Here is an 11,736-nt window from a genome sequence, read left to right as displayed (position 1 = left end):
CGATCACTTGCCAGAGGCGGAGGACGGGGAAGACGAGAGGCTGGGCACATCAACCGAATAGGGTTGTTGACTTTGTACTGCATTTTGCAACTGTCGCATGCTCTTGCGAGTTGAATTCCACTTGGAACGATCGACAATCGCTTCGGCTTGCATTTCGTTGCTTTCTTCTGCCAATTTCAGTTCGGGCAGCACGCTGTTCACGCCTTTGGCTTCACACTCAAAGTAGAGCTTGTTGAGAGAGGCCGCATTTTGATTCAGCAACGATTGTGCTTCCTTGACTTGGCCCGCATCCCGCAGCGCGGTGGCTTCGCGATTGAGTTCGGTAGTGATTTGCAAACTGCAGTAGGCGTAAACCTCCATGTCTTTGGCCTCTTCGACGATCTTCTCTTCGTCGCTGAAGCGGACCTGAATGCTGCTGGTGAGCTTCTCTTTGGTTTCTGTTTGCAAGTTGCGATACCGCACCGTGACTTCTGCCAGGTCTCGGGTGGAGTCTTCCGTGCCGGGTGAAACTTCGGTTTCGACGATGAAGTAGCGTTCTTGGTTCGCGTAAAGTTGGGCCAGCGGAATGCGAATCGTTTGGCCTTCGATGTCTCCTTCGCTGCCGATCATGCGAACGGGACGGACGGACTCATCCAGTTTGACCACGATTTCGAATTCGTTCGCAACGACGCTAAGCAAACCGTCGAACTCTTGGTTGAAGACCGCCACCAAACTGTCAGCATCTTCGATGAAGGCGTGGTTACCACCGCCCACTGATGCGAGCGCGACCATCAAGTCTTCGTTGTAACCTGAACCCAGTCCAAGCGTGCTAACGCTAATCGCCTCTTTCATGAGCGAACGTCCCAACCCTTCCAGTTCTTGTGGGCTTTTGGGACCCACGTTGGCCAAGCCGTCCGAAAGCAGGATGACTCGGTTGACTTGTTCGTCGGCCAAGAACTTACGAACTTCCGCGGCACCCTTGCTGACTCCGGCGAACAAGGCGGTGGAGCTGCCCGCTTGGATCCCGCGAATTTTTTGTTGATCGATGCTCGGTCGGTGGCTTTGGTGGCGGGGACCAAGACGGTGACATTGCTGTCATACAGAACGACTGAAACGATGTCGTCATTGCTCAGCCGATCGATCGCGGCTTCGGCAGCTTCTTTGGCTCGCGCGAGCTTTTGTCCGCTCATTGAACCGCTGTGGTCCAGTACCAAGCAGACGTTGACGGGTGGTCGTTCTTCCGCGGATTTCAGCTCAAAACCAGTCAGAGCGATTCGCAAATGGTTCGTTTGTTTCTCACCCGCTTTCATCACGGGGTGAACCAAGCGGACATCCAATTTGACTTGTTCGGCACTCGCTTGGTGAAGCGGTGAGACCGTCATGGCGGCGACAAGTAACATCAACAATGAGAAACGCATCGGAAGGCTCCTGGGACAAGAGTGGACTAGCGATCGAGCCGGACATGGCTCGGACGTCACTCATTGAACGAAAATCGGTCGCCCAAAAGTTCGAATGGGTGTCAGTCAATTGTAAAAGAAATGTCATCCAATGAATTCTCGCTGTTTCGCCGGGGAAATCCCCTCCGATCGGACCGTCCGTCATCGCTTTTCTAATGATTTCTGATCTCGACGAAGAGACAGTTGAGGTGCGGTGGCGTGCTCCACCGGCGCGTGAATCAGGTAAACTGCAACCCATGAGCAACGCACCCGCTTCGTCGACGACCGATCCGACTCCCGCCGTCAGCACCCCGACCGATGCCAAGCGGCAAGCGTCCGGGCCGTTGCTGACTCCTGCCTTGTTGGGGCGACTGGAACGTTTGGAGCTCGTTTCGCGAAAGATCTTTCGCGGGCGGATGAAAGGCGAGCGGCTCAGCCGTCGAAAAGGTCAAAGCGTCGAGTTCGCTGACTTTCGGAACTACGTGCCGGGAGACGATCTTCGGTTGATCGATTGGAATTTGTACGCTCGGCTGGATCAGTTGTTTTTGAAACTGTTCCAAGAAGAAGAGGACCTGCACTTCCATGCCTTGATCGACACCAGCGCGTCGATGAACTTTGGAACGCCGAACAAGCTGCGTGTCGCCAAGCAACTCGCGGCCGCGCTCGGATACGTGGGGCTTTGTCATGGTGACCGTGTTTGTGTTCGAGCCATGGGTGCGGAAGGTCAGCATGCACCGGTGCTACGATCGCGTGGTTCGTTCTGGAAAATGTTGAACTACTTGGATGGTTTGTCGGGTGGCGAAAATGTTTCGCTGCACGATGGAGTCAAGGACTTTGTGATGCGAGGTGGCGGCAGCGGCGTGGTCGTGCTGATCACCGACATGATGGACAAAGCCGGTTACGAATCAGCACTGCGGATGTTGATCGGTCGGCAAATGGATGTGTTTGTGTTGCAGGTTCTGTCACAAGAAGAAATTGATCCTCCGCTGCGAGGTGACCGACGGTTGATTGATGTCGAGGACGGCGATGCGGCCGAGATCACCGTCAATCAATTTGTGTTGGACAAGTACCAAGCCAACCTCAAGGCATTCCTCAATCAAATTCGGCAGTACTGTGCCAAGCGATCGATTGTGCACGTGATGGTTCCAACCGACACGCCGATTGAAACGGTGATCACGAAGTACCTGCGAACTCGTGGGGTCGTGCGATGAACGGTGGTGGAATGAGTTGGATTCCGGCTTTGTCGGGAGTGTTGCCGTGGGTGGTGTTGGCGTGCGTGCCAGTGGGCATCGTACTGCTTTACTTTTTGAAGCTGCGACGTGAGCCGGTTGAAGTGCCGAGCACGTATTTGTGGTCTCGAACGATCGAGGATCTGCACGTCAATAGTTTGCTGCAACGGCTTCGCAACAGCCTGTTGTTGTTGCTGCAATTGTTGGCGGTGCTGTTGGCGGCGCTTGCCTTGTTCCGGCCAGGCATGCGAGGCGAAGCGAATTCGCTGGGCCGGATGGTGTTCCTGCTGGATACGTCCGCCAGCATGCAAGCACCGGCGGAAGACGCCGATGGGGCAGGGGGGAGCGGTCGCAGTCGGTTTGAAGAAGCTCGCCGGCAAATCGGCGATCGCATTGACACGATGACGGATTCTGAGTCGGCGATGCTGGTGACATTCAGCGATCGAGCCGAAGTGATGCAGGCGTTCACGTCGGATCGCAATCGTCTGCGTGATGCACTGGATCGGTGTGAAGTCACGAATCGACCAACGGATATTCTGGGAGCACTGCGAGCGGCGGACGGATTGGCCAACCCGCGTCGGACCAGCGAAATTGGCGACGTCAACGATGTGCAAGTCGCTGACGCGATGCCCGCGGAACTGATGCTGTATAGCGACGGCAACTTTGGCGATGTGACGCAGTTCAGTTTGGGAAACTTGCAACCAACCTATGTTGCAATTGGATCCGATGCAGTCCGCAACTTGGCGATCGTCTCGTTCTCGGCTCAGCGTGATTTGCAGAACCCCGATCAGATCCAGGTTTTCGCGACCGTTCTGAACACGGGCACGTCAGACGAGTCCACAGAAGCATCTTTGTACATTGATCAAAACTTGGTGGATGCGGCCTCGGTGGATTTGGAACCGGAGGCGCAAACCGGATTGTCGTTCACGATTGAATCTTCCGATGCGGTTGCGTTGCGGTTGCAGCTTGACAGCGAAGACGATTTGAAGATCGACAACGAAGCTTTCGCGGCGTTGACTCCCGCGGGGCTGGTTTCGGTGTTGGTTGTAACGCCCGGCAACCGAGCGCTCGAGCTGGGCCTGACAACGCCGAAGTGCCAGCAGATCGCGGCTTGCGAATTTGTGACGCCTGACTACATGGAAACCGAGGCGTATGAAAAACGAGTGACATCGGGACGCGACGATTTGATTGTTTACGATCGATGCCGACCCAAGGATTCTCCTCCGACCAACACGTTCACCATGGGGGAATTGCCCAGCGACGATTGGAAGTGGAAAACCGAGTCAGGCGCGTTGACGTTGATTGACATCGACCGAACGCATCCGGTGCTTCGGTATTTGGAGCTGTATTCGTTGCTGGTGTTTTCCGGCCGAGCCGTGGAAGGACCATCGGGATCACTGACCTTGGTGGAATCGGACGTCGGTCCGGTGATGGCGATTGCTTCTCGCGATGGATACCAGGATTTGGTGCTGGGGTTCCCGCTTGTCAGCGAAGACGAATCGGGTGACATGCAAGCCAACACCAACTGGTACGCCGAACGGTCTTGGCCGGTGTTCTTGTTCAATGTCTTGAGGAACCTGGCCGGGGCGGCTCAGTCGTCAGGGGCACCGAGTTATCAACCAGGGCAAACCGTGATGGCTCGCCTCGAAAACGTGCTGGAGTCGGTCGAGGTTGTGCGAACGGTTGAACAAGGCAGAAAAGAATCCATGGGCGAGCAACCCGTCGGTGCGGGCGGCGTGGTCGAAATCGTTTCGACGTCTCTGCCTGGTAATTATCAACTGATCGCCGCCGAAACCGACCAAGTGGTTGATCGGTTTGCGGTCAATTTGTTCGATGCTCGTGAAAGTCGATTGGCATCGCAGCCGACCGTTGAGCTGGGGTACGAATCGGTGGAGGCGACCGATGCGGGAATCGAGGTGCGTCGCGAATTTTGGCGACCGCTATTGATCGCCGTGTTGGTGTTGATGGCATTGGAGTGGTGGTTCTACACACGGCGGTTGGCGTAGGATTGACGGACCCCGATGATTTCATTGGTCGTTTGTTTCCACGCACATTGTTGTTAGATGCCGAGTTCGCCCAGCCGCCGTCGTTTCGAAGCCTATCGTCAAGCGGTTCGTGATCGTCATCGCCGAGGGAATCAGGACACTGAAAAGGATCTGGCCAGCGGCCGCGGCGGCCATCATCACGGTGGTGGTCCGGGTGGAAAGAAGATCGGGGCTCGCGAGCGATCGTTTCGCGAATTGTTCCTGGCTTTTTGGAAGCTGATTGCCGGACAAAGGGGGGCCATTCTGACGGCTCTGGCGTTGTTGACGGTCAGCATTGGATTGCGATTGATCCCGCCATTGGGAACCAAGTTAGCAATCGATTCGGTGCTGACTCGTCCACCCAAACCACTGCCGGATTGGGTGAACGCGATACCGAATTTGAGCCAGATTTTGGGCGACCCGATGTCGTCGCCAATGAGGGTTCTGATCGCGATTGGATTGTTGGTGACCGTCCTGACCGCCATCGGAACCGCGGTGAATTTGGTGGGCCGTTGGATCGCAACCAAAGCGGTCAACAAAACGCAAGTGTCCATCCGAGCGACCGTGTTTGATCACGCCGTTCATTTGCCGCTGCACCACGTGCATTCCATGAAGAGCGGCGGAGTGGCCAGTCTGATCCGAGAGGATGCAGGCGGCGTCGCGGATCTGATCTTCAGCATGCTTTACAACCCCTGGCGGGCGATCGTTCAGTTCATTGGCAGTCTGATCATCCTGATGCTGGTGGATTGGAAGCTGATGCTGGGTGGGATGTTTTTGTTGCCGACCGTTTGGTTGACGCACCGCACCTACATCAACCGCATTCGTCCTCTGTTTCGAGATGTGCGCAAGCAACGGCAGAAGATCGACAGCGGAGCGACAGAAACCTTTGGCGGTATTCGCGTCGTGCGAACGTTTTCGCGATCTCGCAGCGAGTCGAGTCGCTACGTGCGGGAAGGTGACTTCCTGGTTCGACAACAGTTGTTCACTTGGTGGTGGATGCGGATCATCGAGACGATCTGGGAAGTGCTGATTCCACTCGCTTCCACAGGCTTGCTGCTCTATGGCGGCTATCAAATCATCGAAGGCAATCTGACGCTTGGTGATCTGATGATGTTCTTGGTCTACCTGACAATGTTGTTGGATCCGTTGGCGACGATCGCGGGCAGTGCGGTCGCGTTCCAGAACAATCTGGCTGGATTGGATCGCGTGCTTGACGTGTTGGATGTGGAAGAGGAGTTGCCCAGTCGCGAGGGTGCGATCTCGTTGCCTTCGAAACAGCGAGTGGGGGACCTGGCCATTCAGAACGTGACATTCCGCTATCCGGGAACCGAGACGCCGGTGCTGAAAGAGGTGAGTTTCGATGTCGCCTCGGGGCAAACGGTTGCTTTGGTGGGACGCAGTGGAGCGGGCAAGACGACACTGACCAACTTGATCGCTCGGTTTTACGACCCCGCTGAAGGAGCGATTTGTTTCAACGGTCGGGATCTGCGGGACATTCAGTTGTCCAGCTATCGATCGCTGCTTGGGATTGTGGAACAGGATGTGTTTTTGTTCGATGGTTCCATTCACGAAAACATTGCCTACGCACGACGGCGGGCGTCTCGCGAGGACGTGATTTCGGCAGCAAACGCGGCTGCCGCGGATGAGTTCATTCGCAAGTTCCCCGAGGGATACGACACCGTGATCGGAGAACGCGGCGTCAAGTTGTCAGGTGGTCAACGTCAACGTTTGGCCATTGCACGAGCGATCTTGGCCGACCCTCAAATTTTGATCTTGGATGAAGCGACCAGCAACTTGGATAGTGAAAGCGAGCGTCTCATCCAGCACAGTTTGAGCGAGTTGCTGCAGGACCGAACCGCGTTCGTGATCGCTCACCGATTGAGCACGATCATGAACGCTGACAAAATCGTGGTTCTGGAAGACGGGGAAGTGCTCGAGATAGGCACCCACGACGAATTGGTCGCACGGGGCGGCCGTTATCGGGACATGGTCATGCTGCAAATGGATCAAGGCATGCAAACCAGTCGGTGAGACAGGACTCGCGTGATCGCTTATCATTCGCGGTTAGCGTCCTGACTTGCAATCAGCGATGCGTTCCACGTGTCGCGAGTGTTTTGATAGCAGATGACGAATTCGACCTCACAACCGCTTTTTGGTCGAACGATCAATCTCCTGCGTGACTTCGCGGTGACACGCAGTTCCGCATTGGCATGGTGCATCCTTGCCATTTCGCTGACCGTGACAGCCATCGCTTGGTTTTTGTCGAGCCAGTACATTCGCGATCGAGCGTCGGACCGCTTTCTGTTTCGCGTGAGTGAAATGGAAGTCTCGATCGAGCAACGGATGTTGGAATACGAACAGGTGCTTCGCGGCGGCGTTGGATTGATGGAAGCGTCCAACAACGTCTCACGAGCCGAATGGCGGACCTACTTTGAGAACTCTCGTTTCCAGGAGTACTACCCTGGTATTCAAGGAGTTGGATTCAGTCGGGTTGTGAAGGCGGATGAAAAAGATGCCTTTGTAGAATCCGTTCGCGCCGAGGGTTTTCCCGAGTTTGACATCCGGCCCGCCGGTGAACGCGATGTCTACACAGCGATCGTTTATCTCGAACCGTTCGATTGGCGGAATCAGCGGGCCTTCGGATTCGATATGTACTCCGAGGCGACTCGGCGAGCGGCAATGGACGCGGCGGTCGCATCGGGCGAACCCACCATTTCAGGCGTTGTCAAATTGGTGCAGGAAACCGAGGACGATGTCCAGCAAGGTTTCCTGCTGTACTTGCCTGTCTTTGAAAACGGCGAAACGGTTGATGGAAAAGATCAACGATTGGCATCGGTTGTTGGCTTTGTGTACGCGCCGTTTCGAACTCGAGATTTGATGGTCGGGATTCGGAAATCGAATCTGCCGGACATCGATTTCAAAATCTACGATGGTGAGAGCGAGTCGACTGCCAACTTGCTCTACAGCAGTCACCTCCCGATGTTGAGGCCGGCCAGCGAGGGCGATGCGGATTTTGTGCTGACGAAACAGCTCCATCTTCGCGGACGCGATTGGACAATCCACTTTGAATCCCAGCCCGATTTTATCAGTGGTGGCGAATCGGCGATTAGCTTGGCAGTCGCGTTCATCGGGCTTCTGGTGGATGTGTTGCTGTTTTTGGTAATTGGATCGATCGGGCGTCAACAGCGGCAAGCGGAACGTATTGCCGAACAGATGACCAGCGAGTTTCGCAAAGCCCAGAAACAGTTCCAAGCCGTCTGCGACACCGCTCATGATCCGATCGTGTTGTTGGATCAATCACGGCAGGTGGTCTATGGAAATCCGTCGACGATGGATGCCTTTGGGTTCTCTGAAAATGAGTTGGTTGGCACCTCAGCGAGTCGTCTGTTTGAAGGGTCACTTCGCACCGATGAGTCCGCTTCATCATCAACAACAGACGACGAACTGCTTTGTATTCGAAAAGACAAGACGACCTTTCCTGCGCGAATTTCGATCTCTTATTGGCATGATGGCGAACAACAACTTGCGGCGATCATCGTCCGTGATGTAACCGAGCAGCGGCGCGTTGATGCGTTGATACGACAGCAAATCGCCGAGTTGAGCCGAAGCAATCGGGATCTGGATGCGTTTGCCTATGTCGCTTCGCATGACTTGCGGTCCCCGCTGCGAAACATCAAACATCTGGCCGATTGGGTGATGGAGGACACCGGTGATGAGCTGCCCGTCGAGAGTGCGGAACACCTGAAAACGTTGAAGCAATGCATCGACCGGATGGAGCAATTGCTGGATGATCTGCTTCAGTATTCTCGCGCCGGGCGAGTTCATGATCGATTGACGCAGGTCAACACAAATGAGCTGGTAACAAGGATCTTCGGGATGCTGGCAAAGCCAGATGCCATGCAAGTTTGCATCGATGGGGAACTGCCCACGTTATTGACTCTGAAAGCACCACTGGAAACGTGTCTGCGGAACTTGATCAACAACGCGATCAAACACCATGACCGCGCAGACGGGAGAGTATGCGTTTCGGCGGTCGATGACGGCGAGTTGATTCAGTTCATTGTCGAAGACGACGGACCAGGAATCGCCTCGCGTTTTCAGAAAAAGGTGTTCGAAATCTTTCGTACCGTTGCTCCCAATGCGGACTGGAAAAACTCGAGTGGCATGGGATTGTCGATCATTAAAAAGACCGTCGAAACCTACGGCGGAAAGATCGAGTTGCAATCTGAATTGGGGCAGGGCACAAGGTTTATCCTGCATTGGCCAAGAGAGATCGTGATGCCACTCGAAAGCGTCGAGCCACCTGTGTCAGCCGAGTCTGAAGGATAAGTCTGACCGAAATGAAAGGTTCGGCTTTGCGGAGATGAAGGTTCGGCGAAAAAGATTGGTTCAATGGGGATTTGGGTAGTGTGATCGTTCGAGTCTCTGTAGCTTGCCGCGGAAACGACTTCGATGCATCCACTTCGTGGCCGTGCCAATGAACCAGGTTCTTTCGCTCTAGGGTCGTTAACAGTGATGCTCCTTGCGTGCTTGCGTTCAATCAAAACCGTTTGCGTTCCCGAAGTCGCATGATGTCATGAACGCTGGGGCACTGTGAGTTTTGGCGATCGGCGACCGCCATGCACGGTCCCAATCAAACTCAGGCAACTTCGGCCGTGACCTGACGCTTGCTTGAAGGCATGTTGATCTCGTCGTGTTTGGGTCTGCGACAGACTGATGAAATTGACCTACGTCACCTTTGTGAGACTCAAGAAAAAATGCTTTGCTGCAATTTGAATCTCCCAAACCATTTTTGGGCGAAATGCGTTCGCTGCGTCAACGTTGGCTTCAATGGGCGGCTTCGGTTCAGTTGCGGTATATGCGTCATCGTGTTCTTCGCAGTGTTGACCGTTGGCAATCATTCCTATGCCGTTGAAGAACACCGTTCAATACCTGAGCGTTTTGAGCGAGCGAAAATTCTTCTCGACCGTCGCGTGGAAATTGGCTTGGTATCGCCAGCGGCAGCGACCGCCTGGGCGAGGTTGGCAACTGAATCCGAGAAGTTTGGAAGGCTATTTTCGTTGCACGAGTTCGCCAGTTTTTTGAGCGAAACTTCGTCCGAGCTAGACGCGGAAGATTATGGGTGTATCCAATCTCTCTATCTTTCCTTGCAAGACGTCCCTTTGAAATGGGCGGAGGTGGTCGAGGAACATTCCAAAAGAGGAGAGGTAGCTCAGCCAGCAAGCTACAAGTTCAAGGTCACTTTCAGCGAGTATCCATCTATCATGCATCTTCAGGCCTTTCACGATGGAAAAAACTGCTCTCTTGCAATGACAAAGTATGTCAACGATGAGCCTGCTCTATATGGAACCATGGCTACGGACGGGGAGAGGTTGATGAGGTTCCAACGTGAAGGCTATCGCTGCAATGAGCCTATTGGGATTCCTTCCGTGATTTGGCGTGCAGATATAACTGCTTTTCAAGGGTATCAGGAGGCTATACGGATGGATGACCCATTGCTCCAGTACTATCCCGACAGGTTTCAGTCAGATTACGGCATCTGTGGCATGGTAGAACCGATTGCAGAAATTGCAGGCGCTTCGGGAATATGGGAAGAGACCGCTGATTTCAATGGGAAGACTGTGTTTTTTTGTGGGACACCGTTCACGTATGTCGTATTCGACACCAAGACTGGCGATCTGCTTGCGTATTTCCAGGGGGAATACTCGTTCTCGAACGGAAGCCTCTGCCCTGTTGAATCCTCGGGTCGCAACAGCGTTGTCTTCAAGTCGCATGAGTTGTTTGATAAAGTCGGTCGGCTTCCAACATCGACGGTGATTAGCACAGGAACGAGCGTCACAACAGTGAAGTTGCTCAGTATCTCGCAAGCACCCGCGGCTGACGACGGCATTGTTGAAGACTCGCTTCCTCTCAACGCCTACGTATTGGACCGCATCAATGAGGTCAAATATGTCAACTCTGGCGAGGAAAAGAAGCCGGCGGGCAATTAAGTGCGTTTGGTCGACTTGGGCCTTCCTCGTGATCGGAGTGTTGACCACAGGTCGTGTTTATCAGCGAGTTTTTCGACCCAGTCGATGTCGCCGAAGGGGCGGCCTCGCTGGACGCTCGTTCGAATCATCTCGATCTCCTTTTCGCTGAGTGCTTGATTGACGCGTTTACTCCAGTTTGCCGTGCGACGGATTGGCCAGGCCGACAAGAGTTTTGGATCTCGGTCGGAATGGTTTGTCCAGCGGTGGAATGAACCGTGTTGCCACAACTCGGCTCGTTTGACCAAATTTGCTCGCACTGGATTGCGTTCCACATATCGGCACACTGTCAGGAAGTGCTCATCGTCTTTGATGGGAAAGCTCTTGAAGCGGGACTGGTACAGATGTCCTTCGCCTGCGGTGTGGTAGTGAGCGTGATAGCGTTGGGTGTGCGTGGCGGTGACCCAACGCAGCATCTTTCCCATTTGCCCGTCGCGGTCGGGGCGAAGTACGAGATGCCAGTGGTTTGGCATCAGGACGTAGGAGTAGATTTGCACTTCGTAGCGTTCCAGTCCTTGGCCCAACACACGCTCGAAGGCCGCGTAGTCTTCCGGCTTGTGGAAAATCTTTTGCTTGGAATTCCCGCGATTCAACGCATGGTAGATCCCGCCGGCCACATCCAGACGTTTTTGTCGAGGCATCACGCACACCTGTAGGGAAAAAGTGATCTTGGAGCAGTTGGTTCAGTGACAGGATAGCAGAAAAGACCCCCGTCCCCTTTTCGAGGGCGCGAGTCCGAGCGTCTGTCGCCCCTTCAGGGCTTTCTTGTTGTGAGTTGCTGCTGCTCCACGGGCTCACGCCCGTGGCAACGACGTGTCATCCCGTTGGGACTGGCCCAACCAATTCAGCGATGTTGTCCCGCATTCACTGGTTCGTGCCGGTGGTGACAACGTATCGTTTTGCTGAGACTTTGTTTGGAAGAGCGGTTAGGCTTTTCGGATGAAGTCGGCGGCGTAGCTTCGGACTTCGCCGCCGTTGAGGACGTGGACCATGCGGAGTTGTTGGATCTCTTGGTCGCTGAAGGAGGACATCGGCACGTGAA

At 54.5% G+C, this 11,736-nt stretch carries 8 protein-coding genes; 5 read left to right on the top strand and 3 right to left on the bottom strand.

Translation table 11 applies throughout. From position 1 onward, the window contains the following. Positions 1-3: 3 nt before the first annotated feature. Positions 4-831: a von Willebrand factor type A domain-containing protein gene (locus RE6C_RS33195; RefSeq protein ID WP_008662305.1), complete on the bottom strand. Its 828-nt coding sequence runs from the start codon at positions 829-831 to the stop codon at positions 4-6. After that, the gene (locus RE6C_RS33190; RefSeq protein WP_008662304.1) at positions 828-1,397 is read right to left on the bottom strand and encodes a VWA domain-containing protein; all 570 of its coding nucleotides are present in this window, start codon (positions 1,395-1,397) and stop codon (positions 828-830) included. Before RE6C_RS33190 ends, RE6C_RS33195 begins: the two co-directional genes overlap by 4 nt. A gap of 194 nt (positions 1,398-1,591) precedes the next feature. Here RE6C_RS33190 and RE6C_RS28275 point away from each other — a divergent pair, with 194 nt between their 5' ends. The 5 genes from RE6C_RS28275 to RE6C_RS28255 all read left to right on the top strand — a co-directional run bounded on the left by RE6C_RS28275 (position 1,592) and on the right by RE6C_RS28255 (position 10,658). Next, on the top strand, positions 1,592-2,626 hold the full coding sequence (locus RE6C_RS28275) for a DUF58 domain-containing protein (protein ID WP_008662302.1): 1,035 nt from the start codon (positions 1,592-1,594) through the stop codon (positions 2,624-2,626). Beyond that, a complete protein-coding gene (locus RE6C_RS28270) occupies positions 2,623-4,650 on the top strand; it encodes a vWA domain-containing protein (RefSeq protein WP_008662299.1) in 2,028 nt (675 codons plus the stop codon). Before RE6C_RS28275 ends, RE6C_RS28270 begins: the two co-directional genes overlap by 4 nt. Positions 4,651-4,707: 57 nt before the next feature. Next, complete coding sequence (locus RE6C_RS28265) at positions 4,708-6,699, top strand: ABC transporter ATP-binding protein (protein ID WP_008662298.1); 1,992 nt, start codon at positions 4,708-4,710, stop codon at positions 6,697-6,699. A 93-nt stretch (positions 6,700-6,792) separates the two neighbouring features. Further along, the gene (locus tag RE6C_RS28260; RefSeq protein WP_008662296.1) at positions 6,793-8,997 is read left to right on the top strand and encodes a sensor histidine kinase; all 2,205 of its coding nucleotides are present in this window, start codon (positions 6,793-6,795) and stop codon (positions 8,995-8,997) included. A gap of 551 nt (positions 8,998-9,548) precedes the next feature. Beyond that, positions 9,549-10,658, top strand: a complete 1,110-nt coding sequence (locus RE6C_RS28255) for a hypothetical protein (RefSeq protein ID WP_236618588.1) — start codon at positions 9,549-9,551, stop codon at positions 10,656-10,658. Here RE6C_RS28255 and RE6C_RS28250 read toward each other — a convergent pair. Then, a complete protein-coding gene (locus tag RE6C_RS28250; protein WP_039963724.1) occupies positions 10,655-11,335 on the bottom strand; it encodes a transposase in 681 nt (226 codons plus the stop codon). The two genes, RE6C_RS28255 and RE6C_RS28250, sit on opposite strands and share 4 nt — an antisense overlap. Positions 11,336-11,736 lie beyond the last annotated feature (401 nt).

The organism is Rhodopirellula europaea 6C, from assembly GCF_000338295.1.
GTDB lineage: Bacteria > Planctomycetota > Planctomycetia > Pirellulales > Pirellulaceae > Rhodopirellula > Rhodopirellula europaea.
The sequence above is the reverse complement of the archived record's forward strand: the minus strand, read 5'-3'. Positions and strand labels throughout refer to the sequence as shown.

Bases quoted from the DNA above. Each gene is read 5' to 3' on its own strand.
- RE6C_RS28270 (WP_008662299.1), top strand. From the start codon at position 2,623: ATGAACGGTGGTGGAATGAGTTGGATTCCGGCTTTGTCGGGAGTGTTG.
- RE6C_RS28260 (WP_008662296.1), top strand. From the start codon at position 6,793: ATGACGAATTCGACCTCACAACCGCTTTTTGGTCGAACGATCAATCTC.
- RE6C_RS28265 (WP_008662298.1), top strand. From the start codon at position 4,708: ATGCCGAGTTCGCCCAGCCGCCGTCGTTTCGAAGCCTATCGTCAAGCG.
- RE6C_RS28250 (WP_039963724.1), bottom strand. From the start codon at position 11,335: ATGCCTCGACAAAAACGTCTGGATGTGGCCGGCGGGATCTACCATGCG.
- RE6C_RS33190 (WP_008662304.1), bottom strand. From the start codon at position 1,397: ATGCGTTTCTCATTGTTGATGTTACTTGTCGCCGCCATGACGGTCTCA.
- RE6C_RS33195 (WP_008662305.1), bottom strand. From the start codon at position 831: ATGAAAGAGGCGATTAGCGTTAGCACGCTTGGACTGGGTTCAGGTTAC.
- RE6C_RS28275 (WP_008662302.1), top strand. From the start codon at position 1,592: ATGATTTCTGATCTCGACGAAGAGACAGTTGAGGTGCGGTGGCGTGCT.